Source organism: Streptomyces sp. NPDC044064, from assembly GCF_056434245.1.
On sequence record NZ_JBWKFN010000038.1, the window covers coordinates 1 to 25,521 of the forward strand.

Annotated in this window: 19 protein-coding genes and 4 pseudogenes; 14 read left to right on the forward strand and 9 right to left on the reverse strand. The window is 69.7% G+C overall.

Features of this window, described 5'->3' with window-relative positions:
• Positions 1-103 precede the first annotated feature (103 nt).
• A complete protein-coding gene (locus tag AC07DS_RS40215; protein ID WP_479153727.1) occupies positions 104-688 on the forward strand; it encodes a hypothetical protein in 585 nt (194 codons plus the stop codon).
• 136 nt (positions 689-824) lie between these two features.
• Here the strand turns inward: AC07DS_RS40215 and AC07DS_RS40220 are convergent, their stop codons facing one another.
• The 3 genes from AC07DS_RS40220 to AC07DS_RS40230 form a co-directional block, all read right to left on the reverse strand.
• A complete protein-coding gene (locus AC07DS_RS40220) occupies positions 825-1,481 on the reverse strand; it encodes a hypothetical protein (RefSeq protein ID WP_479153728.1) in 657 nt (218 codons plus the stop codon).
• Positions 1,482-1,861: 380 nt separating this feature from the next.
• Complete coding sequence (locus tag AC07DS_RS40225; protein WP_479153729.1) at positions 1,862-2,110, reverse strand: VOC family protein; 249 nt, start codon at positions 2,108-2,110, stop codon at positions 1,862-1,864.
• Between the two features lie 420 nt (positions 2,111-2,530).
• Positions 2,531-3,424: a LysR family transcriptional regulator gene (locus AC07DS_RS40230; RefSeq protein ID WP_479153730.1), complete on the reverse strand. Its 894-nt coding sequence runs from the start codon at positions 3,422-3,424 to the stop codon at positions 2,531-2,533.
• A gap of 101 nt (positions 3,425-3,525) precedes the next feature.
• Between AC07DS_RS40230 and AC07DS_RS40235 the strand changes: the two genes are divergently transcribed.
• The gene (locus tag AC07DS_RS40235; RefSeq protein ID WP_479153731.1) at positions 3,526-4,614 is read left to right on the forward strand and encodes an alcohol dehydrogenase catalytic domain-containing protein; all 1,089 of its coding nucleotides are present in this window, start codon (positions 3,526-3,528) and stop codon (positions 4,612-4,614) included.
• 219 nt (positions 4,615-4,833) lie between these two features.
• Here AC07DS_RS40235 and AC07DS_RS40240 read toward each other — a convergent pair.
• Positions 4,834-5,679: pseudogene (locus AC07DS_RS40240) on the reverse strand (IS5 family transposase).
• 56 nt (positions 5,680-5,735) lie between these two features.
• On the opposite strand from AC07DS_RS40240, the pseudogene AC07DS_RS40245 reads away from it, so the two are divergent.
• Positions 5,736-6,095, forward strand: a pseudogene (locus AC07DS_RS40245) (transposase); the annotation flags it as partial.
• Between the two features lie 45 nt (positions 6,096-6,140).
• Positions 6,141-6,695, forward strand: coding sequence for a hypothetical protein (locus AC07DS_RS40250; protein ID WP_479153732.1), 555 nt, complete (start codon positions 6,141-6,143; stop codon positions 6,693-6,695).
• Positions 6,696-6,746: 51 nt separating this feature from the next.
• Here AC07DS_RS40250 and AC07DS_RS40255 read toward each other — a convergent pair whose 3' ends face one another.
• On the reverse strand, positions 6,747-6,941 hold the full coding sequence (locus AC07DS_RS40255; RefSeq protein ID WP_479153733.1) for a hypothetical protein: 195 nt from the start codon (positions 6,939-6,941) through the stop codon (positions 6,747-6,749).
• 477 nt (positions 6,942-7,418) lie between these two features.
• On the opposite strand from AC07DS_RS40255, the gene AC07DS_RS40260 reads away from it, so the two are divergent.
• The gene (locus tag AC07DS_RS40260; RefSeq protein WP_479153734.1) at positions 7,419-9,185 is read left to right on the forward strand and encodes an MOSC domain-containing protein; all 1,767 of its coding nucleotides are present in this window, start codon (positions 7,419-7,421) and stop codon (positions 9,183-9,185) included.
• A 102-nt stretch (positions 9,186-9,287) separates the two neighbouring features.
• Positions 9,288-10,376, forward strand: coding sequence for a pentapeptide repeat-containing protein (locus AC07DS_RS40265; RefSeq protein WP_479153735.1), 1,089 nt, complete (start codon positions 9,288-9,290; stop codon positions 10,374-10,376).
• 30 nt (positions 10,377-10,406) lie between these two features.
• On the opposite strand, the pseudogene AC07DS_RS40270 reads toward AC07DS_RS40265, so the two are convergent.
• Positions 10,407-10,550 (reverse strand): annotated as a pseudogene (locus AC07DS_RS40270) (IS630 family transposase); the annotation flags it as partial.
• A gap of 144 nt (positions 10,551-10,694) precedes the next feature.
• Positions 10,695-11,096, reverse strand: a complete 402-nt coding sequence (locus AC07DS_RS40275) for an ArsR/SmtB family transcription factor (RefSeq protein WP_479153736.1) — start codon at positions 11,094-11,096, stop codon at positions 10,695-10,697.
• A gap of 50 nt (positions 11,097-11,146) precedes the next feature.
• Between AC07DS_RS40275 and AC07DS_RS40280 the strand changes: the two genes are divergently transcribed.
• From AC07DS_RS40280 to AC07DS_RS40295, 4 genes and pseudogenes are all read left to right on the forward strand, one after another.
• Positions 11,147-12,532, forward strand: coding sequence for an MBL fold metallo-hydrolase (locus AC07DS_RS40280; RefSeq protein ID WP_479153737.1), 1,386 nt, complete (start codon positions 11,147-11,149; stop codon positions 12,530-12,532).
• Positions 12,529-13,809, forward strand: coding sequence for an MFS transporter (locus tag AC07DS_RS40285; protein WP_479153738.1), 1,281 nt, complete (start codon positions 12,529-12,531; stop codon positions 13,807-13,809). The genes AC07DS_RS40280 and AC07DS_RS40285 overlap by 4 nt, the downstream gene beginning before the upstream one ends.
• A gap of 288 nt (positions 13,810-14,097) precedes the next feature.
• Positions 14,098-14,719: pseudogene (locus tag AC07DS_RS40290) on the forward strand (transposase); the annotation flags it as partial.
• A 521-nt stretch (positions 14,720-15,240) separates the two neighbouring features.
• A complete protein-coding gene (locus AC07DS_RS40295; protein ID WP_479153739.1) occupies positions 15,241-16,809 on the forward strand; it encodes an amino acid permease in 1,569 nt (522 codons plus the stop codon).
• Between the two features lie 25 nt (positions 16,810-16,834).
• On the opposite strand, the gene AC07DS_RS40300 is transcribed toward AC07DS_RS40295, so the two are convergent.
• Entirely contained in the window at positions 16,835-17,518 is a 684-nt protein-coding gene (locus AC07DS_RS40300) for a TetR/AcrR family transcriptional regulator (protein WP_479153740.1), read from the reverse strand.
• 157 nt (positions 17,519-17,675) lie between these two features.
• Between AC07DS_RS40300 and AC07DS_RS40305 the strand changes: the two genes are divergently transcribed.
• The 4 genes from AC07DS_RS40305 to atzF are packed head-to-tail and all read left to right on the forward strand — an operon-like array spanning position 17,676 to position 24,398.
• Entirely contained in the window at positions 17,676-18,512 is an 837-nt protein-coding gene (locus AC07DS_RS40305; protein ID WP_479153741.1) for an urea amidolyase associated protein UAAP1, read from the forward strand.
• Positions 18,509-19,147, forward strand: a complete 639-nt coding sequence (locus tag AC07DS_RS40310) for an urea amidolyase associated protein UAAP2 (protein ID WP_479153742.1) — start codon at positions 18,509-18,511, stop codon at positions 19,145-19,147. Before AC07DS_RS40305 ends, AC07DS_RS40310 begins: the two co-directional genes overlap by 4 nt.
• 5 nt (positions 19,148-19,152) lie before the next feature.
• Positions 19,153-22,740 (forward strand): urea carboxylase, encoded by a 3,588-nt coding sequence (gene uca / locus AC07DS_RS40315; protein WP_479153743.1) that lies wholly within the window; start codon positions 19,153-19,155, stop codon positions 22,738-22,740.
• Positions 22,737-24,398, forward strand: coding sequence for an allophanate hydrolase (gene atzF / locus AC07DS_RS40320; RefSeq protein ID WP_479153744.1), 1,662 nt, complete (start codon positions 22,737-22,739; stop codon positions 24,396-24,398). Before uca ends, atzF begins: the two co-directional genes overlap by 4 nt.
• Here the strand turns inward: atzF and AC07DS_RS40325 are convergent.
• Positions 24,395-25,378 (reverse strand): IS481 family transposase, encoded by a 984-nt coding sequence (locus tag AC07DS_RS40325; protein ID WP_479153804.1) that lies wholly within the window; start codon positions 25,376-25,378, stop codon positions 24,395-24,397. The two genes, atzF and AC07DS_RS40325, sit on opposite strands and share 4 nt — an antisense overlap.
• Between the last annotated feature and the right edge of the window lie 143 nt (positions 25,379-25,521).

Consider the following 25,521-nt stretch of genomic DNA (forward strand, 5'->3'; position numbering starts at 1 on the left):
ACGCCCACAGGTCATCCGGCGCCATCCGCCCGACAAGCGCAGCAGTCATCACCCCAGACTGCCGCAAGATCACGCCAACTGAAATGGCTTCTAAGGGGCGACTATGACGTTCAAGACCGAAGCCGATTCCGGAGTCGGCGATCGGGATGAGTGGTCCTACGCACCCACGGAGGGCGTCGGACCGCTCCGGTTCGGCATGACCGTCGACGAAGTGGTCGAGGCGGCTCAGGTTCTCGGCCAGACAAAGGTCAGCGATTGCCCACGGGGCCACGCGATCTTCTCGCCGACTTGGAAGATCGAGGTCCGTCGCGGGGTGGCCCCTTCTCCGCCTGCCGTCACGGCCTACGTGAGCCAGGCTGTGGGGTTGTTCTGCATCGCAGCCGACGCCGTCCACGGTCCCCAGGTCGGGCACGACGGAATCTCGCTGGTCGGAAGGGACCCACTGGAACTGGAGAGCGACGAAATCGCGCATGCCGAGGCAGTGGACGGGCACTTTCGCTACACGCCCGAGGGATACGCAGGACCGGATAATCCCGGGGTCGTCTTGCGCGGGCAACTCGTCGGGCAGGTCCTGATCGCGTCCGTTGTTCATTGTGACGCGCGACGGCGCCAATACCGAATGGGACTCGATGCCTTCGGAGGAGTACCGCCACGGTCAGTCAACGACCTGACGTGGTGTGACTCGTGACGAGGGGTGAAGGAGATCGCCGACCCATCATCGGCTGGAGCCACGCGAGACCGGAAGCCGGGGCCGCGTCAAGCCGGAACGCAGACCCCTAGCACGACGACATGGGGCCACCTGGAGCCGGAAAAATGGGGCCAGTTCAGACCGTTGATGCCACCGTGGCGCCGGCACAGACGGGGTGGGTGCGGGCGGCATAGGAGTGAGCGGCCACGACGAGGCCGATGCCCAGACCGGCGAATGCCAGGCCGCCGAACTCGACCATCCAGGTGAGGCGCGGGACCCTTCGTCCGGGCAGGACCGGCGTCCAACGGGGGAACACCTGCCCCCACGCGTGCAGCAGCCCCAGCAGCAGGAAGACCCGGACCATCGCAGCCAGTACGGTCACATCGATACCCACCGAAGCGGCAGCCTTCGACAGTCCCGACGCGCCTACGCTCTTCGTCCGTTGCCAGTCATCGGCCGAGACACCGAGTGCGTCACCGCCCAGCGTCCAGATGGTCTTGACTCCTGCCCGCGGCAGGAGCCCGCACAACAGCAGGTGGACCACTCTGCGGGTCCGTTTCGAGGCCGGGGAGACGGCCGGGTGGTCGAGCGGGCCGTCGCTGGGGCCGGCGTGCGGCTGCCCACAGCGCGGGCAGCCGCCGCGCAGCCGTCGGCGGTACGACAAGCCGACGAGGAGCAGAAGCACGGTTCCCGCCGTGTTCAGCAGCACCTGGGCCAGACCTGTGGCGCTCTCGATCCCCGAGAGGGTCGCCGGCGTAACGAAGTAGACCGGCAGTCCATTCGTGTATCCCATCCGCTTCGACCAGACCACACGCGAAGTCTCGGGCGACGCCGTGCCGCGCCCGACCGGTGTCGTACCCGATCAAGTTCGACACCCCGAAGCCGCGAAACGCGGCGCCCACACCGACGGTGTCCTACCCGATCGACCTCTCCGCCTTGGGAGGTGGGCGATGACCCGGCACCGGCCCGCCAGACGGCGCACCACCCGGCGTCCCAGCCGCCGACAGAGCCGGCAGGACACCTACATCGCGCTGGGTGTCGTCGCCACGATCTCCACCGTCATTGAGCCCTTTTCCCGCCGCGACTCACGCCCCATGCCCATGCTGCAAGTCTCACATCACAGTCGAGTCATCGCGCCTGGGCCTGACAGCCTGACTCTCACAGGTGGCGCGGTCACCAATTGAGTTGGGTGTGGCTCTCCTTGAGTGAGGGCCACGCCCCCCAGGTCACCGTGGCGTCGCCCGCGGGGTACAGACCGAAGGAAGGAGTGTCCAGCTCCTCTTCCCAGAACTCCGCTCCGCCGTCAGCCACTTCCCCGACAACACCGAGAGGCTTGAGCGTGGCAGTGTAGAAGCGGGTGCTCGCCTTGAGGTCCGAGGCGATGACGGTGACGTGGTGGATGAAGGGCCATCGTTGTGGCATGACCGCGCAGTCTACGAGTGCTGACGTCAAAGCCTGGCACCGGGCTTGATGTTGCACCGCGTACGTCGACCCTGGCGGCGGCAAGGGCTCATCCTCTGCATCCCGTCCGCACTACCTGGGAGAGCCACACCCAATTGAGATGACTTCCAAGAGGGTGGTTTGAGAGGTTCTGGTGAGAAATTGAACCCGAAACCCCGACCAGTGCCACGTTGTCCATGGGTAACGAGTCCGCTGGCCTCGGCGGAAGGCGGCTGCCCGGCGGCTGTTTTGCGCGGCCGCGGGGAGTGAGGAGTACGTGCAGGGCTGTGACGACGGCGAAGCCGATCGCCAGTACCGCGAAGAACAGGCCGACGGGGACCGCGGTGCCCCATCCGCGAGAGGGAAGGGGCACACGCGATTGTGCGCGGCCTTGGCGGCGGTTCAGGCGGTCGAAGTGATCGCTTGGGTGACGGCCGTTATCGCCGGGGCGGGGTGGCCGCAGAGGCGTGCCACGAGCACACGGCGGATCTCGGGGGGTGTGCCGTCGACGTGCAGCAGGTTTACCCCGGGCGGCAGGACCGGTGAGAGCCGGGAGGGCACTGTGGTCACGCCGAAGCCGCCGGCGACCAGCTGGAGTTTCGTCAGCCAGTCGCGCGCGGAGTGGATGATGCGCGGCCGTCCGGGCAGGCCGGGCCAGACGCCGAGCAGCGGCTCAGAGCTTGATGACGGGGTGGCGATCCATGCGGCGTCGATCAGCTCGTCGACGTGCACCGTGGTGCGTCCGGCGAAGTTTCCGGTCGCAGGCACCGCCACGACCAGTTCGGTGTCCGCGACGGTCTCGACGTGCAGGCGCGGCGAGTCGCCGTCGAAGGGCCGGTGGGGTGGGCGGGACGTCAGTACGGCGAGGTCGAGCGAGCCCGCGCGCAGCGCCCGGATCAGGATGGGCGTGGTGCCCTCGCGGGTGGTGACCGTGATCTGCGGGTCGGCCGCCGCGAGGTGTGCGAGTGCGGCGGGCAGGATCGCGGAGCCCGCGCTCAGGACTACCCCGAGCCGCACCAGTTCGGTCCGCGGGACGGTGCCGGCGAGCTCACGCTCGGCCGCTGCGAGCGAGGCGAGGACCGTGTGAGCGTGCCGCAGCAGGGTCAAGCCTGACGGAGTGAGCCGTACCCCATCTGGGCGGCGTTCGAACAGGATGGTGCCGACGCTGCGTTCGAGGGCGGCGGCCTGGCGTGAGACGGCCGACTGCGTGTAGCCGAGTCGGGCAGCTGCCGCGGTGAAGCTGCCGGACTCAGCGATCTGCCGCAGGACCCGCAGTCCCGCGCTGGAGACATCCATGCGGCATACGCATACCACAGATGCCAGATCATCGCTTCCCGCATACTCACCCAGCTCCTAGTGTCGATGCCACGAGCACCGACGAACACGGAGGTCATCACGTGCGAGCAGCAGTTCTGACGCAGTTCGGCGCCCCGCTCACGGTGCGGGAGGTGCCCGACCCCGAGGCCGAGCGCGGTGAGGTGGTGGTCGAGGTCCTCGCCGCCTGCGTGGCGCCCTACGCGGCCGAAGTCTTCAGCGGCAAGCGGAAGTACCCCCTTGTCCCTCCCGTCGTGCCCGGTGTCGGTGGAGTGGGGCGGATCATCCACGTCGGCCCTGACGCCACCCGGCTGCGCGTCGGCGACCTGGTGTGGTGCGACTCGACGGTGCGCTCGCGGGACGACGCCCTGACGCCCGACATCACGCTCAAGGGCTGGAGCTCGCGCGGCGAGGGCGGCGCGCGGCTCGCCGGGTACCTGCACGACGGCGCGTTCGCCGAGCTCATGCGGGTCCCGACGGAGAACGCCTTCCCGCTGCCCACCATGGCAGGGGACGATCCGGCCCGCTGGGCCGCACTCACGGTGCACGCCATCTCCTACGGCGGGCTGCTGGCAGGCGCGCTCGCAGCCGGAGAGACGCTGCTCGTTAGCGGGGCCACCGGCAACCTCGGCAGCAGCGCGGTCGCGGTCGCGCTCGCGATGGGCGCGGGCCGCGTGGTCGCCCCAGGCCGCCGCCAGGCCGCGCTCGACCTCCTCGCCGACCGTTTCGGTCCGCGGCTGCGCCCGATCCTGCTGACCGGAGACGAGGCCACCGACCGCGCGGCGATGTCCATGGCGGCCGACAGCCCGATCGACATGGTGATCGACCTGCTCCCGCCGAGCGCACCCAGCTCGGCCTCGCGCGCGGCGGCCATGACCGTGCGCGAGTACGGCCGCGTCGTCCTCATGGGCGGCGTCGGCATGCTCGGTGGCGACGACCTCGCACTCCCGTACCCATGGATCATGCGCAACTCCATCACCGTGCGCGGGCAGTGGATGTACCCGCGCACAGCCAATGTCGGCATCATCCGGCTCCTCACCTCGGGCACTCTGGATCTCGCCCCCGAACGGGTCCGGTCGTTCGGCCTCGATGCCGTCAACGACGCCATCGCCTATGCCGCCACGCACGGTGGCCCGTTCGACCGCACCAGCCTCACCCCATCAGTTGGCTGACACGGCCCACTGATTCCCACCACCCGCACGACCCGCCACCCTCACGAGCACAGGCAGCCGTACTGCTGCTGTTTGACGTGAACGAAGTCAATCGGGGCTCGGCCGGTTACTGCTTCGTGGCGAAGCTGCCAGTGTCGACCTCAGTGAGGATGCCGAGTTTGACCAGGCGTTTCAACTTGGCTCGGGTGCCTTCAATGTTCTTCGGCAGCAGGCTGTGGTTCATTCGGTCACCGCCTGAGTTTCGCGCCAGTTGGGAGCGTTCGCGCCGGTGAGGCGGCGGATCATGACGTGGGACATCGGCCAATAGACGCGGGAGGCGTACGACGAAGGGTAGCGCTCGTCGTCGCGGACAAGACGCCGGTGCAGTATTAAGACCCCGTAGGTCTGCTCGACCCTCCACCGCTTCGGCTGCGGCACGAACCCCTTGTCCTGAGGGTTGCGTCCGACGATGTCGACGTTGATGCCCAGGTTGGCGCCGTGCAGGACCATCTGGTTCTTGAAGCCCTTCAACCAGCGCCTTGCGGACAGTGTCGTCGGCGTGTTCGGCGACCTGGTCAAGAAGGATGATGCCCGCGGTGTTGTCGTGCGTGTTCGCGGCGAGGACGACGACCGCAATGACCAAGGCCGAGACCATCCACGGCCAGTTCGCGCTTGCGGCCCGGCACCCGCTTGGCCGGATCCCGGCCGGTCGTGGCGGCGGGGACCCCGGCTGCCACATGGACACTCTGGGTGCCCAGCACCACCAGCCTCGGGTCCTCAAATCGGCGGGCCCGCTCACGGACCTGGCAGCGCAACAGTTTTGGTGATCCGGTCGGTCCCGTCGTCACGCCAAACGGCGAAGCAGTAGTACGTCGCACTCTTCTGGGGAAGATCGTGTGGGAGATAGGCCCACTGGCAGCCGGTACGCCCCTGATAGAGGATCGCGTTAACGATCTCCCGCATCTCGTAGGTGCTCTGATGGCCGCTGACTGAACGGTGCCGGGCCTTCCACGCAGTGATCACCGGCTCGATCAACGACCACTGCTCGTCCGTTAAGCCACTCGGATACGGCTTGCGTTCACTCACCCCACCACCCCAACAGACCGCAGGCGGCGGGCCAGTGTTTTCCACGCACGTGGTCAACGGGGTATCGGCGCTTCGCCGAGTGGAGTCAGGCTCGGGTATGGGCCGAGCTGCATCGCCTGGTCCTGGACGAGCTCGGCTCGCAAGGGGATCTGGACTGGTCGCGACGCGCGATTGAGCTCCATACCGACAAGGGATACGGCTACGACCACCTGCGTCAATGGCTCCGCAGCCGCCGCATCGTGCCCCGGACAGCCCGCAAGGGCGTTGATTCCTCGGCCCGGCTCGGCCGACACCGCTGGACCGTCGAACGGGCGGTGAGCTGGCTCGGCGGACTCCGCAGACTCCACCGCCGCTACGAACGCAAGGCCGAACACTTCCTGGCCATCGCAGGTACCGCGGCAACCTCTATCTGCTAGGGCCGTCTGACCAGGGGGGAGCACCGCTCGCTAACATCACCCCTCATGATCGCAGTGGTCGTCACTATTGGGCTGGCGTTCGTCGGCTATGTCGTCACCTACCTCAACGGCCTGCGACTGTCGCAGCGTCAAGAACGTCTAGCCCGCGTGAATCGCCAGCTCAGCGACTTCTACGGGCCCCTGTTCGCCCTCACGGAAGCCAACAGCCGCACCTTCGGCGCGTTCGTGGAACGTCACGCCCGCCCTGGCGGAACGTCACCGTTTGCTCATGAAACCCCGCCCACCCCAGAAGAGCTCACCGAGTGGCGGCTGTGGGTGACTACCGTCTTTCTTCCGAACATCCAGGCCATGCGCAACCTGGTCGTCAAACATGCGGATCTGTTGAGCGAACCAGAAATGCCGCCCCTTTTGCTCCAACTGTGCGCGCATGTGTCGGGCTACGAGATCACAGCAGCCCGGTGGGCGCAGGGAAACCACGACCAGCACCTCTCGGTGGTGTCGTTCCCCAGCGAGGAGCTAGCCGCCTATGCACGCCAACGATTCTCCGCGTTGAAGAACGAACAGGCCCGCCTGCTGGGGCAGCAAAACCAGGGCAGCTGACCAACTACAACGACGTCTGACAAACCAGAAAGCCGGATGCCCGACTGCACCTCACGAGGGATGAAAAGCGCTCCTGCTGCGTCCACGCGTTGCTGTCGGGTCGGTGAACTCCGCGAAGCTCGCATAGTCGCGGCGCTCCGGATCGACGTCAGGCGCGAAGCCGCCCTGCCACGTGTCGAGTAGCGCCCTGTGGCAGATTTCCCCGACGGCGATGCCGCGGTCCCAGTTCGGCCCGCGCAGCTTCAAGATCGGGGATCACCAGATGCAGCCACCGCACCGAGTCAGGCGCGGCCTCGGCGAGATCCACTCCGCTCTGCACCGAGCACGCGGAGTCGGGCGGGGTCAGTCGCACGAGACGGAGATCCGGGCTGGGTCCGTCGTCCACGTCCAGGTTGAAACCCAGATGTCGGTGCAGCAGGCCAAAGAGCGGTCGGCATCGCTCACAGGCAGTATGACGACTTTGAGCTTGTACTCCATTTGATCATTCTGGTGCGGCGCAGGGCGGCGTCGCCGCCTTACAGGCATGCGCGACATGAATGATCTACCGAGTAAAATCGAATGCGCATAGCCCTTCGCGTCGACCCTTTCGATCGAGGCATCTCAGCGAACGCACCACATGATTCGTGATCACGGAATTGCGGCAGCACCAGCAAATGAACTGAGCGCACAGATCACAGCGCCATGAGGGGCTGACCAGGGCCGGCCACCCGCAGGAGGTCCACAATGGCGACGCTGCTGTCCGTCAACGTAGGGATGCCCAGGGACGTGTCCTGGCAGGGAAGGACCGTTCGCACCGGTGCTTGGAAGTCACCCGTGCACGGTCCCCGGATGGTGCGGCGGCTGAACGTCGAGGGAGACGGTCAAGGAGATCTGGCCGGGCACGGCGGTGAAATGCGTGCTGTCCTCGTCTACCAGCTGCAGTCCTATCAGTACTGGCAGAAACAGCTCGGTCGCGACGACCTGACCTTCGGGATCTTCGGAGAGAACTTCACCGTCGACGGTCTGTCCGACGACGAAGTGTGCATCGGCGACCGGTACCGCATCGGCGAAGCCGAGTTCGAGGTGACCCAGCCTCGCGTCACCTGTTACCGCGTCGGCATGCGGCTGGACGAACCCACCATGGCCTCCCTGCTGGTTGTCCATCACCGTCCCGGCTTCTATCTGCGCGTGATCACCGAGGGACGCGTCCAGACCGGCGATGAGATCACCCTGACCCGCAAGGGCCCGGAGGAACTGAGCGTCGCCGACACCGATGCGCTGCTCTACTTGCCTGACCGAGACCCCGCGAAGTTGCGCAAAGCACTGAACATCCCTGCGCTCAGCCCAGGATGGCAGCAGTCCTTCCGTGAACTCGCCGCAGCTCAGCAGCCCAGACAGGAACCGGGATGGCCGGGCGAACGCGCCGCCACCCAGCAGCCCAGGGAAGAGCCGGGATGGCCGGGCTTCAAGGCCATGCGCGTGGGCCGTATCGTCCCCGAGACGCCCACCGTCTCGTCGATCTACCTCGACAGCACCGACGGCACACCCCTACCCGAGGCCCGCCCGGGTCAGTACCTCTCCCTCCGCCTCGTCGTCGGCGATACCGCCCCCGCGGTGCGCAGCTACTCCCTGTCCTCCGTGCCCATGGCCGGCACTTACCGCATCAGCGTCAAGCACGAGCCGCACGGGAAAGTCAGCGGCTACATCCACGCCACTCTCTGCCCCGGGGACCTCGTGGAGATCGCAAGCCCCCGCGGAACGTTCGTACTCGAAGAAGGCACCCGCCCCATCGTCCTCATCTCCGCGGGGATCGGTGCCACGCCCGTCCTGGCCATGCTGCACCAACTCGCTGCCACACGAGACCCACGCCCGGTGTGGTGGATCCACACCGCCCACGACGTCGCCCACCACGCTTTTGCGGACGAGACCCACGCCCTTCTGTCGCAACTTCCGAACGCCCACGAGCACGTCTACTACACCGCAGCCGACGAACCCGCCCCACACCCTGAGCCCCACATCGCCCACGGCCGCCCGACCGCTCAATCACTCATGGCCCTGGGCATTCCCACCGACGCCGACGCCTACCTGTGCGGACCGACCACGTTCATGGACGACCTCGGCGGCTTCCTGAGAGAGCACGGCCTGCGCCCTGAGCAGATCCATACGGAACAGTTCAGCGCCCTCCCCGCCATCAACCCCGGCGTCACACCCTCCGCCGCGATCCGACCGCACCAACCACCCGGGCCCTCGGGCACCGGCCCCCTCATCACCTTCGCCCGCAGCGGCATCACCACTCCATGGTCACCCGTCCACGCGTCCCTCCTGGAGCTCGCCGAAGCCTGCGACATCCCAACCCGCTGGTCCTGCCGCACCGGCGTGTGCCACACCTGCATCACCCACCTAGTGACAGGCGACATCACCTACACCACCCGACCCCTCGAACTTCCCGAGCCCGGCACTGTTCTCGTCTGCTGCAGCCGGCCCACCACCGAAGTCGTCCTCGACCTCTAGTGCCGTGACCGCATAGGTTCGCCGGGTTCGGCCTTGCTCTAGGATCCGATGGCTATGGGGGGATCTGTTCATAGCCGCTGGCGTGCGACTCGCGCGGTCGCCATGGCGTCGGTCGTGGTGGCCGCACTGGCCGTGCTGTTCGTCGTGCTCCTGGTCCTTCCAGGCATGGTGGTGGACCACGATCTCGCCGGTGCCCACCTCTCCGCCGCGGACCGGATGAACGCGGTGAACAACGTGCGCACCACGCTCCTGCAAGCGATCGGTGGCGCAGTCGTCCTGTTCGGTGCCTACGCCACCTGGCGGCAGTTGCGTGTCAGCCAGGACGGGCTGAACGCCACTCGGGAGGGCCAGGTCACCGATCGCTTCAGCCGGGCCGTGGAACAGCTCGGCAGTGACAAGCTGGACGTGCGGATCGGTGGCCTCTACGCACTGTGGCGGATCGCGGACCACTCCGCCCGCGACCACGAGGCGGTCATCTCGATCATGGCGGCGTACCTTCGGACGCACCTGCCGTGGCCGCCGCAGGAGCCGGGCGCTCCGGCGGCGGACGTGTCGATCAACTCAGTGCGCCCGCTGGAGACCCGTGCCGCCGATGCTCAGGTGGCGCTCACCTGCCTCGGGGTGCTTGGTCAGGAACGCAGCCCGGGGTGGGTCAACGTCAGCTTCACCGACCTTCGTCGGGCCGACTGCGACGGGCTGTGGCTGAACGGCGTCAATCTCGACGCCACGTGCCTGGAAGCGGCGAGTGTGTACCAGGTCAACCTGAGCGGGGCGTCGCTGATCGAGGCCAACCTGCGGCATGCCGAACTCGGGACGTCGATACTCCATCAGGTCCGGTGTCTCGAAGCCGATCTGCGCGGCGCGCGCCTGGTCAAGGCCGACCTGCGGGAGGCGGACCTCTCCGGTGCGGACCTGAGGGAGGCGAACCTGCGCAAGGCTCGGGCCCATCGGGCGGTGTTCGTCCGTGCGGATCTGCGATTGGCCGATCTGCGGGGCTGCGACCTCGGCGGTGCCGACCTGCGGCACGCGAGACTCGAAGGCGCGCTGGCGAGCGACCTGACCATCTGGCCGAACGGCTTCGACATCGACGCGGCTGGCCTCGTCATCACCGAGGACCCCGGTGCCGAACCTGACGTTCTGCTGCCGGCTGCCGCGATCACGAGGCCAGTCCCGCTCCTGATGTCGGCCTGATGCTTGGTTCGACTTCATCCATTGGATTGATCAGGCCGCCGAGTCGAGGGGGCGTCCGCCCCAGCTGATGTCCTTCTCGCTGCGGATGCGGGCGCACTCCTTGCGTTGGGCGGCCAACACGTCGGGGTGCCGAGCGTTCTTGTTCCGCCAGCGCAGGTAGGCGTGCAGGGCGCGATGCGTTGGCGCGGGTGCAGTAGCAGGTGACGCAGAGCATGCCGGTGCCGTCCACGACGACCGGCCCGTAGACGACCGGCCCGTCTTCGGCGGTGAAGGCGGCGGTCAAGCGGCGCCGGGCCCGACGGGTAGGGCCGCGAGGCGTCATTCGAGCATGCCGTCGGCCAGCCGCCTGGCGGTGCGGCCGCGGGCGGCCAGGAGGCGGACGGCGTCGTGGGAGCGGACGCAGTTGGCGAGGTGGGTGCGGGCGACCTGCTGGAGCAGCGCGCGCAGGGCGGCGACGTCGTCGGCGGCGAGCCGGTAGTGGATGCGCACCCCGTCGCGGCGGGTGGTGACCGGGCCGGCTTGCTTGAGGCTCTGCAGGTGCGCGGAGGCGGTGGTCAGGCCGAGTCTGGGGGCCTTGGCGAGGGCGTCGATGCTGCGCTCGCCCTGGGCGAGCAGGTTGAGCAGTGCCAGCCGCTTGCCGTTGGGCGGCGCCTTGCCGGTGGTCGCGAGCGCGTCGAACAGGGCGGCCTTACGGCTGGAGCCTCCCCTAGAATCCTCCATGAATCCATGGAATATTGTATTAGTGGCCCGGGTGGGTTGCCACCCTCCTTGTGACGATTCTGGAGGATGCCATGGGCTTCGCCGACGAGCACCTGATACCCCTGGTCGACGAGGGGCTCGGCAACAGCGCCTACCTGGTGGACCTCGGCAACGGCCGGGCCCTGGCCGTGGACGCCGCGCGTGACCTGCGGGCCCTGCGGGCCGCCGCCACGAGGCGTGGCCTGACGGTGGCCTTCGCCGCCGACACCCACCTGCACGCCGACTTCCTCACCGGCGCCCTGCAGCTCGCGCACGACGACGGGGCGACCGTGCTCGCCTCCGCTGCGGGGAAACGCGCCTTTCCGCACACCCCGCTGGAGGACGGCGACGAGGTGGACCTCGGCGGCCTGACCTTGCGGGCGCTCGCCACTCCCGGCCACACCGATGAGCACGTGTCCTTTCTGCTTCTGGACGGCGCCCGGGAGCTCGGGGTGTTCACCGGGGGATCGCTGATCGTGGGCGCGGCCGCCCGCACCGACCTTCAGGGCGCCGACCGGGCGGAGGAGTTGGCCCGCGCCCAGTACCGCTCCCTCCAGCGCCTGACGAAGCTGCCGGATACGACCGCGGTGTGGCCGACCCATGGCGCCGGCTCGTACTGCTCGGCCCCGCCGGGAGCCGAGCGGACCACCACCATCGGCGCCCAGAAGACGGCGAACGACCTGCTCGCGGCCCCGGACGAGGACGCCTTCGTCCGCAGGCTGCTGGGCTCGCTCGACTCCTACCCCGCCTACTTCGACCGCCTGGGCGAGATCAACCGCCGGGGCCCGGCCCTCCTGGCCGCCGCACCGGGCCTCGACCCGCTGAACCCGGAGAGGGTGCGCGCCCTGCTCGCCAACGGCGGCCACTTGGTCGATGCCCGGCCGATCGACGAGTTCGCCGCCGGACACATCCCCGGCGCCATCTCCGATCCGCTGCGGCCTGCGTTCGCGACCTGGATCGGCTGGCTGCTGCCGCCGGACGTGCCGCTCGCCTTCGTCCTCGGTCCCGGCCAGGACGGAGCAGACCTCGCCTGGCAATGTGCCAAGATCGGCTACGACCGGCTCGCCGGACAGCTCGCCGGCGGTATGAACGCCTGGCGCGCCAACGGCGGCCCGGTCGAGACGATCGAGCTGGTCACCGCCGATCGGATCGGCACCCGGCCGGTGCTCGACGTCCGCCAGGCCGCCGAGTACACCGCCGGGCACATCCCCGGAGCCGCCCACCGCGAGCTGGGCAACCTCGCCGCCGACGGCCAGGACGCGGTCGACGGTTCGGTGGTGATGTGCGGGCACGGCGAACGCGCGATGACCGCCGCCAGCCTCCTCGCCCGCCACGGCGCCCACGACCTCGCGGTGCTGGCCGGCGGCGTCGGCGAGTGGGAGCAGGTCACCGGTCGCCGACTGAAGGACGGCTCGTGACCGCCACCGACTCCACCCCCGTCGGCGGTGGGATCCGGCTCGGCCTGCGCGCCAACCTCGCCCAGTTCTCCCTGCTCGTTGCGGTCAACGCCCTGGTCGGCGGCATGCTCGGCCAGGAACGCACCGTCCTGCCACTGCTCGCCGACCGGACCTTCCACCTGTCCGCCTACACCGCCGCGCTCACCTACATCGTCGCGTTCGGCGCGACGAAGGCCATCACGAACTTCTTCGCCGGCACCCTCTCCGACCGGTACGGCCGCAAGCCTGTCCTGATCGCGGGCTGGGTTGTGGCGCTACCGGTGCCGCTCCTGCTGATCTGGGCCCCCTCCTGGGGCTGGGTCGTCTTCGCCAACGTGTTGCTCGGCATCAACCAGGGCCTGACCTGGTCCACCACCGTCATCATGAAGATCGACCTGGTCGGCCCCGCCCGACGCGGACTCGCGATGGGCTTCAACGAGGCCGCCGGCTACCTCGCCCTCGCCGGCACCGCCATGGCCACCGGCGCCATCGCCGCCCACTGGGGCCTGCGACCGCAGCCGTTCTTCCTCGGCATCGCCTACGCCGCCCTCGGCCTCGGCCTGTCCGCCCTCGCCGTCCGCGAGACCCGCGAACACGCACGCACCGAAGCCGCCCTCCACCCCGCACCGGCCAACTCCGACCACCACGCCGAACTGACCACCGGCCAGATCGCCCGCACCACCAGCCTCACCGATAAGGCCCTGTCCTCCGCCAGCTGGGCCGGCATGGTCAACAACCTCAACGACGCCCTCGCCTGGGGAATCTTCCCTCTCCTGTTCGCCGCGCACGGCCTGAGCGTGAGCCGGATCGGCCTGCTCGCCGCCCTATACCCCGCCGTGTGGGGCCTCGGCCAGATCCTCACCGGCTGGTGGTCCGACCGCATCGGCCGCAAACACCTCATCACCGCCGGCATGCTCCTGCAGGCCGCCGCCATCGCCCTCATCGCGATCGGCACCTCCTTCCCGGTGTGGGCGCTCGCCCAGGTCCTGCTCGGTGCCGGCACCGCGCTGGTGTACCCGACCCTGCTCGCCGTCATCGGCGACGTCGCCCACCCCGCCTGGCGCGCCCGCGCCGTCGGCGTCTACCGGCTCTGGCGCGACGGCGGCTTCGCCGTCGGAGCCCTGCTCGCCGGAGCCCTCGCCGACGCCTACGGCCTCACCACCGCCATCTGGGCCGTCGCCGCCCTCACCGCAGCAGCGGGTGTCGTGGTCGCGGTACGGATGTACGAGACCCATCCTCAGTCGGCTCCGGACGCCTGATCTCTGACTCGAATCGCAAAACAGCGCTCAGCGAGCGGGTGTTGGGCAGCCGCGGCATTGCCGTGGTGCCGTGGGCGCGAGCCGCATCACCACCTTGTGTGCCGTGGGACGGTGGTGATGTCGCGGACGTGTGCCGCTTCCGAGACTCGCGCTGCAGTGAGTTCCCGGCGCGTGAGGCTCCCCGACAGGATGACCGTTCCTTCGGTGAGGGCGAAGCCGGCGCCCAGGCAGCGGCGGACCCGGCCGCCGAAGGGCGGCCGGGTGTGGGTCGGCGGGTCGGCTCCGAAGAACCGCTGCGGGGCGGAACGCGTGCGGTTCCACCCCAGCCTGGAGCGCGTCCTCGGACCATGCCTGGACCATCCCGCAGTGACCTGGCTGCTGGAACGCTACGGATCCCCGCAGGCCCTACGGAAAGTCGGTCGCCGCAAGCTGGTTGTGGTGATCCGGCCCAAGGCCCCGCGCATGGCGCAGCGGCTGATCGACGACGTCTTCGACGCCTCGACGAGCAGACCGTCGTGGTCCCGGGCACCGGCACACTCGACGTCGTGATCCCGTCCCCGGCCCGCTCGCTCGCGGCCGCCCAGAACAGCGACGCGCCCTGGAAGCGCGGATCGGGCAGTTGCTGGAGGCTCACCCTCTTTCCGCGGTCCTGATCTCGATTCCGGGGGGCGCGGTCAGGACCGCCGCCACCTTGCTGGTCACCGTCGGCGACGGCGCCGGCTTCCCCACCGCGCCCTGCACGATCCCCGCTTCCCGCATCTACTACGACAAATGCCGAGCCAGAGGGAAGACCCACACTCAGGCCCTTCTCCGCCTGGCCCGCCAGCGGGTCAACGTGCTGTTCGCGATGCTCCGCGGCGGCACCTTCTACGAACCCCGAACCCCACGCCTCGCTGGACGAAAGACATAGAGGCACCCCCCGGCGTGCATGAGCCACGACAGGACGTCATTTCGCTCATGAAGGTCGGTGGCCGCCGGCCGGGATGCGATCTCCCGGAATCAGGGCCGTCCCCGTGGGCGGTCTGCCCCCTCCTTGATCAGGGCCGAGCGACGCCCGCCTTCCGGATGCCGACCACCGGGTCGCCGGTACCGGCTCGCCTTCGCACGTCCCGGAACCCATCCTCCGGTCCGCCGCCACTGGTTTGCTGCGGCGGCGCATCGGAGGACGTTGTCTCCCCCCAGCCGTTCGCTGGAGCAGACGAGCCGTACCGGGTACGTGGGTTCGAGGTCGCGACCCTCCCGCCTTGCATCGCCACGTCCTTCGGCAGCGCCCTGGCGGGGCGCCCTCCGCCGGCGAGGGGCATGCCGCCACGGAGAGGAGTCACTAACGGGGCGGACACCGCCGGGATATCCGGCAGAAACGGGGCGTCCTTAATTTCTGTCGCACGACAGGAACTCCAAAGGAACACGCCTCCGCGACAGGGGACCGCCATGACCGTGACCACCGATCCCACACCGCCGCCCCCTCCATCCGCCGACACCACGGACGACGGCACACTCGCCGCCTTCGGCTACCGCCAAGAGCTGCGGCGTCAGATGGGGCGCTACGCGTCCTTCGCCGCCGGATTCTCCTTCATCTCCGTCCTGACCACGGTCTTCCAGTTCTTCTCCTTCGGCTACTCCTTCGGGGGGCCGCTGTTCTTGTGGACCTGGCCGGCCGTGCTCGTCGGTCAGCTGCTCGTCGCCGCCTGCTTCGCCGAACTCGCCGCCCGTTATCCGATCTCCGGGGCGATCTATCAGTGGTCGACCCGGCTGAGCCGCCCGGTCTTCGGATGGTTCACGGGGTGGATCATGGTGATCGGCCAGGTGGTCGTCGTCGCCGCCGCGGCGCTCGCGCTGCAGGTCGTGCTGCCCTCGATCTGGTCCGGCTTCCAGCTCGTCGGCGGCGATCCGGCGCCCACCACGCAGACCGGGGCGGCCAACGCCGGTCTCCTGGCTCTCGTCCTGCTGGTACTGACCACGGTCGTGAACGTGCTCGACAACCGCATCATGTCGGCCGTCAACCGGATCGGCGTCACTGCCGAGATCATCGGCGCGGTTCTCATCGTCGTGCTGCTGTTCACCCACGTCGAGCGCGGTGCCGGAGTGACGCTGCAGACAGGCGGCCAGGGTGGCACGGTAGCGGCGCTGCTGGTGGGCTCGTTCACCGCGGCATACGTCCTCATCGGCTTCGACAGCGCGGGCGAGATGAGCGAGGAGACCCGCAACCCCCGTCGCACCGCTCCCCGCACCATTCTCAGCGCGCTCGCCTCGGCGGGTGCCCTGGGCGGCCTGCTGCTGCTCGGCGGTGTCCTGGCCGCGCCCAGCCTCTCCGACGGCCGCCTCGCCACCGAGGGACTCAGTTACGTGCTCACCAGCAGCCTGGGCGACGGCGTGGGCAAGGTGCTCCTCGCCGACGTGGCGGTGGCCGTCTCCGTGGCGACGCTCGCCATTCAGACCGCCGGAAGCCGGATGCTGTTCTCGATGGCGCGCGACGGGATGCTGCCGTTCTCCTCACGGCTGGCCAAGGTCTCGCCACGCACGGGCATGCCCTTCGTCCCGGCCCTGGCGGTGGGCATCCTGGCCGCGGCGCTCTCGCTGCTCAACCTCGCCTCCCCGGAGGCGTTCGTGGCCATCGGCACCACGTGCATCGCCATGCTGTACCTCGCGTACGCCGGGGTGACCGTGCCGATGCTGGTCCGTCGGCTGCAGGGCCGGTGGCCTGCGACGGACTGCGGCGACCGTGACGAGCTGGGCAGGCCACTGTTCTCGCTCGGCCGCTGGGGTCTCCCCGTCAACGCACTCGCGGTCGTCTACGGGCTGTTCATGACGGTCAATCTTTCCTGGCCGCGCGCCGAGGTGTACGACCCGGCGGGAGGCCACTGGTACTTCCAGTGGTTCACCGTCCTGTTCGTCGGGGCCACGGTCGCCGCCGGTGCGGTCTACCGCTGCCGGCGAGGGACTGTCCCGGCGGCGAGGAAGCCGGGCCGTAGGGATCCGGCCGGGGCCGTGCGTATCTGAGCGGGAACACGCCCCGAGCGTGTCGTCACTGCGCCGCGAGGAGCTGCTGCCCCTCGCGGCGCAGCAGTGCCAGGGAGCGCTGTGGCACGCCCGCGATCCGCAGTGCCGCGTCGGCCGTAGCCACCGCGAGGGCAGCCGGGTCGCGGGCGGGGGCGGCGCGCCGGATGAGGATCACACTTTCGGTGAGGCCGAAGAGGAGGTCCGTACGGAGTGCGAGTTCCTGGGGGCCCAGCGCCGCGCCCGGCCCCGTACCGGCAAGCAACTCCCCGTAGGAAGCCTTCAGTTCGGTCCGGACCTGATGGAAGACCGCGAAGCGTTCCGTCTGCACCTCGGGGAGGAGGTACAGGGCCCCGAGGTTGTGCGGGCCACGGCACAGCAGCATGACGTCGGAGTGGCACAGGGCCCACAGTCGTGCCTCGGCGGCTGCCCCGGAACGGCCCACCAGTTCCCGCGCGACCTCCAGCGAGGGGCGGACGGTCCCCTCGAGCAGTGCCGCGAGGATCGCTTCCTTGCCGTCGAAGTAGTGGTAGAGAGAGGCCTGCCGCAGTCCGGCCCGTTCGGCGACCGCCCGGGTGGACGTCGCGGTGTAGCCGTGTGTGGTGAACAGCTCGGCCGCGGCGGCCAGAACCTCTTCGCGCGGCTCCAGCCCACTGGCGGGACGCTCCTGGGCGCGGGGGCGGCCGACTCTTCTGCTGGTGGGCGGGCTCACTCCATGATCCTCGCACAGGCCCGCGAGATTCCTGCGGGCCGAACTGTCTCAGTGAGGCACCGGTTACCACCCCGACACATACGGGCAACGGCCCGGACTCGTCCGGCCCTTAATTTCTGTCGTACGACAGAAATAGCGTCGAGCCGGAGGTTCAGCCGTGGAGACAGCGACAGCGTCGGCCTATGGCGCCCGCGCCCATGCCCGCGCCCAGGGCGGCACGAAGTCGGACACCATGCCCGTACTCCCCGCGAGCGGATGGCCGACGCCCCCTGAGGGCATCGCCGCCGAGGATCTCGTGTGGGCCGAGACGGTGGCAGGCGGCAATTACACCCACAAGGTCCTCGCCCGTGGCACCGAGCTGCGCCTCACGGACGTCACCGGCGACGCGTGCGCACACGTCCTGCTGTACAGCGCCGACCGCCCCTGGGAGCGGCTGAACACGGCCGACACGGTCAAGGTGCTCTGGAACGCCTACCTCGGCGAGGGACACCTGCTCCTGTCCGACCAGGGACGGGTCCTCGCCTCCGTCATCGAGGACACCTCCGGCCGGCACGACGCCCTCACCGGCACCTCAACCCTCGCCCGCAACACCGAGCGGTACGGGGACGGGACCGTGCAGTCCGCCTCTCCGGCCGGGCGTGAGTTGTTCAAGCTCGCCGCCCTCAAGAACGGCCTGAGCCCGCGGGACATCCCGCCGTCGGTCTCCTTCTTCCAGGGCGTACGGATCGGCGAGGACGGCACCACCGAGTTCACCGGCTCCGCGGGGAGCGGCGCCTGCGTCACGCTGCGCGCCGAGCAGCCGCTGACGGTGCTGATCGCCAACGTCTCGCACCCGCTGGACCCGCGGGCCGCCTACATCTGCGGGCACCTCGAGGTCGTCGCGTACCGGGCCAGGCCGACGGCCCCCGGCGACGTGCTGTGGGACGCCACCCCCGAAGGCCGTCGCGCCTTCCTCAACACAGCCGAGCACCTCAACGCCAGGGGGATCGCATGACCGCTGCATCCGCTGTCACACGCCGCGTCGTCCTGGACCAGACGGTCCCCGCCCGCGCCGCATGGTCCGCCGTCGTCCGCAGGGGCCGACTGCTCACCATCACGGACCTGCACGGCAACCAGGCCGCGGACTTCCTCGTCTACGACGCGCACGACACCACCGTGCGCTACAGCGCCCCCGACACCGTCCAGGCCCAGGGCAACATCTTCCTGACCACCGGCTCGGTACTGCTGTCCAACGAGCACACCCCGCTGATGACCGTCGTCGAGGACACCTGCGGGCGGCACGACACCGTCGGCGGCGCCTGTTCCAAGGAGTCCAACACCCTCCGCTACGGACACCACACCTGGTCGCAGCACGCCTGTGTGGACAACTTCCTCGCCGAGGGCAGCGAGCACGGCCTCGGCAAGCGCGACCTGGTGTCCAACATCAACTGGTACATGAACGTACCCGTGGAGGGCGACGGCACCCTCGGCATCGTCGACGGCATCTCGGCCCCGGGCCTGAAGGTCGTACTGCGCGCCGAGACCGACGTTATCGCGCTGCTGTCCAACTGCCCGCAGATCAACAACCCCTGCAACGGGTTCGACCCGAGCGCCCTGCAGGTGACGATCACCGAGCCGGACGAGAGCTGAAGCCCATGACGTTCGACACTCTGCTGGTCGCCAACCGTGGCGAGATCGCGTCGCGCATCATCCGCACCGCCCGCAGGCTCGGCCTGCGCACCGTCGCGGTCTACTCCGACCCGGACCGCGGGGCCGAGCACGTTCGACTGGCCGACGAGGCCGTACGGCTCGGCCCGGCCCCTGCCAAGGACTCCTACCTCGACGCCTCCCTGGTCCTGAAGGCCGCCAAGGACACCGGAGCCGGTGCTGTCCACCCCGGCTACGGCTTCCTGTCCGAGGACGCCGGCTTCGCTCGCCGCTGCGCCGAAGAGGGTCTGGTCTTCGTTGGCCCCACCCCCGAACAACTGGAGCTGTTCGGCGCCAAGCACACGGCGCGCGGCGCCGCGCATGCGGCGGGCGTCCCGCTCGCGCCCGGCACCGGCCTGCTGCCCTCCGTGGAGGCGGCCCTTGCGGCGGCCGAGGAGATCGGCTACCCGGTGATGCTCAAGGCGACCGGCGGGGGTGGCGGTATCGGCATGCAGGCGTGCCGCAGCGCTGACGCCCTCGAAGATGCCTGGGAGCGGGTGCAGCGCGTGGCCGCCGCCTCCTTCTCCTCCGCCGGCGTGTTCCTGGAACGACTCGTCGAGTGCGCCCGCCACGTCGAGGTGCAGGTCTTCGGCGACGGCAGGGGCCGCGTCGTCACCTTCGGTGACCGCGACTGCTCGCTGCAGCGCCGCAACCAGAAGGTCCTGGAGGAGGCCCCGGCCCCGGGCCTCCCGGAGGCGGTACGTGAGCAGCTGGCCACCTCGGCCCGGGACCTGTGCGCGTCCGTGAACTACCGCTCCGCAGGGACGGTCGAGTTCGTGTACGACGCCGACCGCGAGGAGGCGTACTTCCTTGAGGTCAACACCCGCCTCCAGGTCGAACACCCGGTCACCGAGGAGATCTACGGCGTCGATCTCGTGGAGTGGATGCTGCGCCTCGCGCAGGGCGACACGGCGGTCGTCACCGTGCCCCCGGCGCCGAAGGGCCACGCCGTCGAGGCGCGTATCTATGCCGAGGACCCTTCCCGCGACCATCGGCCGAGCGCGGGACTGCTGACTCGCGTCGCCTTCCCCGAGGGCGTCCGCGTCGACGCCTGGGTGGAGACCGGCACCGAGGTCACCACCTCCTATGACCCGATGCTGGCCAAGGTCGTCGCGCACGGCAGCGACCGCGCCGAGGCGCTCGACAGGCTGGACGCCGCGCTTGCCGCGACCCGCCTCGACGGCATCGAGACCAACCTCGGCCTGGTGCGCGCCGCACTCCAGGACGCCGACGTGCGCCTGGCGTCCCACTCCACCGCCTCGCTCGCCACGTTCAGCGACCCGACGTCGCGCATCGAGGTCGTCGCGCCGGGCACCCTGACCACCGTGCAGGACTGGCCCGGACGCACCGGCCACTGGCAGGTCGGCGTCCCCCCGTGCGGACCGATGGACGATCTCTCCTTCCGGCTCGGCAACACCGCGCTCGGCAACGCCGAGGGCGCGCCCGGCCTCGAGTGCACCCTCCAGGGCCCCTCCCTCCGCTTCACCCACCCGACAACGGTCTGCGTGACCGGCGCCCCCGCACGAGTGACGATCGACGGCATCGCCGTACCCCAGTGGGAGCCGGCAACCGTCGAGGCCGGACAGACCCTGGCCGTCGGGACGCCCGACGAACACGGCCTGCGCACCTACGTACTCTTCGCAGGCGGCCTTGACGTACCGGAGTTCCTGGGCAGCGCATCCACCTTCACCCTCGGCCGGTTCGGCGGACACGGCGGCCGCGCCCTGCGCGCGGGCGACGTGCTGCACGGCGGCGAGCAGCGCACGGACACCTCCGTCGTGCCCCTCGACCGGCGCCCTGCCTTCGGTGACGAATGGCACATCGGCACGGTCGAAGGCCCGCATTCCGCCCCCGAGTTCTTCACCGACGACGACATCCGCGACTTCTACTCCGCACGCTGGAAGGTGCACTTCAACTCGGCGCGCACCGGAGTACGCCTCGTCGGCCCCAAACCGCGGTGGGCGCGTACGGACGGCGGGGAGGCGGGCCTGCACCCGTCCAACATCCACGACACGCCGTACTCCGTCGGCGCCGTCGACTACACCGGCGACATGCCCGTCCTGCTCGGCCCTGACGGCCCCTCCCTGGGCGGCTTCGTCTGCCCCGCGACGATCGTGACCGGACAGCGCTGGAAACTCGGCCAGCTCCGCCCCGGCGACAAGGTCCGCTTCGTCCCGGTGACCGCCGAGGTCGCCGCCGGGCTGCGGCGGAACCCGGCCGCGGCCCCGCGCGCCGATCGCGAGGCCGTCGTCGACGGCGGCATCCTCGCCCGACTGGAGCAGACCGAAGCCCGCCCGTCGGTCACCTACCGGCGCAGCGGCGACGACAACCTCCTCATCGAGTACGGACCGATGCAGCTCGACCTGGCGCTGCGCATGCGGATCCACGCGCTCGCGGAGGCACTGGCCGGACAGCATCTCGACGGCATCGACGACCTGACCCCCGGTATCCGCTCCCTCCAGGTCCGGACGGACCCCGACGTCCTGCCACAGGAGAAGCTCCTCGAGATCGCCCGGCGCGTGGAGCAGGAACTTCCCGCCCCCGACGAGCTGGTGGTGCCCAGCCGCATCGTTCACCTGCCGCTGTCCTGGGACGATCCGGCGACTCGCGAGGCCATCGCCCGCTACATGGCGGGCGTGCGCGACGACGCCCCGTGGTGCCCCTGGAACATCGAGTTCATCCGCCGCGTCAACGGTCTGGAGACGGTCGACGACGTGTACCGCACCGTCTTCGATGCCGAATACCTGGTCATGGGGCTGGGAGACGTGTACCTGGGAGCGCCGGTCGCCACTCCGCTGGACCCGCGGCACCGGCTGGTCACGACCAAGTACAACCCGGCCCGCACCTGGACCGCGGAGAACTCGGTCGGCATCGGCGGCGCTTACTTGTGCGTCTACGGCATGGAGGGCCCCGGCGGCTACCAGTTTGTCGGCCGCACCACCCAGGTGTGGTCGGGCTGGCAGCAGCGCGGCGCCTTCGAGCCGGGCACACCCTGGCTGCTGCGCTTCTTCGACCGGATCAGGTGGTACCCGGTCGACGCGGACGAGCTCCAGGAGCTGCGCGCGGACATCATGTCCGGCCGGTTCGTACCCAGGATCGAGGAGGGCTCCTTCTCGCTCGCCGCGTACCAGCGGTTCCTCGCCGAGAACGCCGAGTCGATCTGCGAGTTCCGCGCCAGACAGGGCGCCGCGTTCGACGCGGAGCGCGACGCCTGGGAGGCGGCGGGCGAGTTCGCCCGCGCCGAAGGGGCCGCCGAGGTGGCCCCGCCGACCGCCGACGTCGAGGTCCCGGACGGCGGCCACCTGGTCGAGGCCGAGTTCACCGCCTCCGTCTGGCAGGTCAACGTCGCGATCGGCGACCGCGTGTCGGCCGGACAGCCGCTCTTGGCGCTCGAAGCGATGAAGATGGAGTCCCGGGTTCCGGCCCCCGCCGACGGCATCGTCGCGCGGATCCTGACCAAGCCGGGCAGCCAGGTCGAGGCGGGCACCGCGCTCGTCGTCCTCGCTCCCGCCGAGACCGTGGAGGCAGCCGCGTGATCACCGCAGTTGAGCGGGTGAGGGCCGCCTACGCACGCATCGCGCAGGTGAACCGGCCCGAAGTATGGATCGGCCTGCGCCCGCAGGCCGAGACCGAGGCGGACGCCGCAGCGGTCGACGCGAAAGCCGCCGCCGGTGAGCGGCTGCCGCTGGCCGGAACCGTGTTCGCGGTCAAGGGCAACATTGATGTCGCCGGATTGCCGACCACCGCCGGCTGCCCCGCCTACGCGTACGAGCCGGACGCCGACGCCCCGGCCGTGGCCCGTCTGAAGGCGGCGGGCGCCGTGGCACTCGGCACCACGAACCTCGACCAGTTCGCGACCGGTCTGGTCGGCACTCGCAGCCCGTACGGTCCGGTCCGCAACGCCGTCGCCCCGGAGCATGTGTCCGGCGGCTCCTCGTCGGGCTCGGCGGTCGCTGTCGCGCTCGGTATCGCAGACATCGCGCTCGGCACGGACACCGCGGGCTCGGGCCGGATCCCGGCGGCCTTCAACGGCATCGTCGGTCTCAAGCCGACCATCGGGCTGGTCCCGACCGAGGGCGTCGTCCCGGCCTGCGCCTCGCTCGACTGCGTTACGGTCTTCGCCCGTACGCTCCCGGAAGCCGAGCGGGCGCTGTCCCTCATGACAGTGCCGCCCGGGCGCCCACTGTCCGCTCCGGCCCTGCGCCGCCCCGGGCCGTGGCGGATCGCCGTCCCGGAACCTGCGCAACTGGGCCGACTGGACGCAGGCTGGACCGATGCGTTCGAAACGGCAGCGCAGCGGCTCGCCGACGCGGGCGCCGAGCTCCTGCCCGTCGACCTCGCACCGTTCACCGAGGCAGCGGCGATGCTGTACGAGGGCGCGTTTGTCGCCGAGCGCTACACCGCCGTCGGCGCCTTCGTCGACGCGCACGAAGGCTCGCCGGACCTCGACCCGACCGTGGCCGGAATCATCTCCCGGGCCAGGGACATCCCGGCGCACCAGCTCTACGCCGACCAGCGGAAGCTGGCATCCCTGCGCGCCCGGGCCTTGGCCTCCCTGGGCGACGCCGACGCACTGCTCCTGCCGACCGCACCGGGCCACCCGACCATCGCCGAGGTCGAGGCCGACCCGCTGGGCGCCAATGGCCGGCTCGGCCGCTTCACCAACTCCACCAACCTCTTCGACCTGGCGGCGGTGGCCGTTCCCGCAGGCGACGTGAACGGGCTGCCGTTCGGTGTCATGCTGATCGGCCCGGCCTTCACGGACGGGCGGCTCGCCCGCATCGCCGGGCTGGTCACCGCTCCGCCACTGCAACTCGCGGTGATCGGCGCGCACCTGTCCGGACAGCCCTTGAACGGGCAGCTGCTCGCTGTGGGCGGACGGCTGGTGCGTACGACCACGACCGCGCCCGTATACCGGCTGTACGCGCTGGACACCCTGCCTCCGAAGCCGGGGCTGGTCCGGGTCGGCGAGGGCGGTGGCGCGATCGAGGCCGAGGTGTGGCAACTGCCCGCCGAGGGGCTGGGTGCCCTCCTCGCGGCGTTGCCCCGCCCGATGGCACTCGGAAGCGTGGAACTCGCGGACGGAAGCTTCGTGACGGGCTTCCTCTGCGAGCCCCAGGCGCTCAAGGGTGCCCGCGAGATCACTTCATATGGCAGCTGGCGCGCATACACGGCCGCTTTGCCCCACCCCTAGGTGTATTGACCCGCAGCGTTGTTGACGCGGCTGATGGGCGGGTGTCCGCCCAGTGCGGTGTGGCACCGGTGGTGGTTGTAGGTGTGGAGGAAGTCTGCCAGGGCCTGGGTCCGCTCGTCGTTCGTCTGGTAGGGCCGCTGGTAGGCCCACTCGTCCAGCAGGGTGCGGTTGAAGCGTTCGACCTTGCCGTTGGTCTGCGGCCGGTAGGGCCGGATCTTCTTGTGGGTGATGCCGGATGTGGCCGGCGTCTGGGTGAACAGTCTGGACTTGTAGCAGGAGCCGTTGTCGGTCAGGACCCGTTCGACGGTGATGCCGTGGGCGGCGAAGAAGGCGTTCGCCCGCTGCCAGAAACCGGCGGCGGTTTCCTTGCGCTCGTCGGTGAGGACCTCGCTGTAGGCCAGGCGGGAGTGGTCGTCGACGGCGGAGTGGATGAACGAGTAGCCGATCACCGGCTTGCAGCTGCGGCGTCGGTCGGTGGTGGCGAGTTTGTTGTCCATCGCCTGGCGGCGGTCCATGATCTTGTGACCGCCGCCGTCGGGGATGTTGCCGAGCTTTTTGATGTCGACGTGGACGAGTTCGCCCGGTCGGGCGCGTTCGTAGCGGCGGACGATTGCTCCGGTGGGCCGGTCCAGCCAGGCAAGGCGGTTGAGGCCGTGGCGGGTCAGGATGCGGTGCACGGTCGAAGCGGGCAGGCCCAGAACCGGTCCGATGCGGGCTGGGCCGAGCTTGCGGTCGGACCGCAGACGGCAGACTTGGGCCTCGACCGCGGGCGGGGTGCGATGGGGTGTGGTTCGCGGCTTGCTGGAACGGTCGTGCAGGCCGGCCTCGCCCTCGGCCCGCCAGCGGCGGATCCACTTGTGCGCGGTGGGCCGCGATATGCCCATCTCGGCCGCCACATGCGCGACGGGACGGCCGGACAGGACACGTTCGACCAGGATCCGTCTGCCGTGAACGGTCAGACGGGCATTACGGTGGGACACGAAGACCTCCGTGCGGTGCAGCTTAGACACCTCCACCACACCGGAGGTCTTCGCCATGATCAAGACCCCGGCCCTGTTAACAACGCTCGTGATCAATACACCTAGGGCGTGTGTCGGAAGTGCTCCAGGTTGGCTGACGTGAG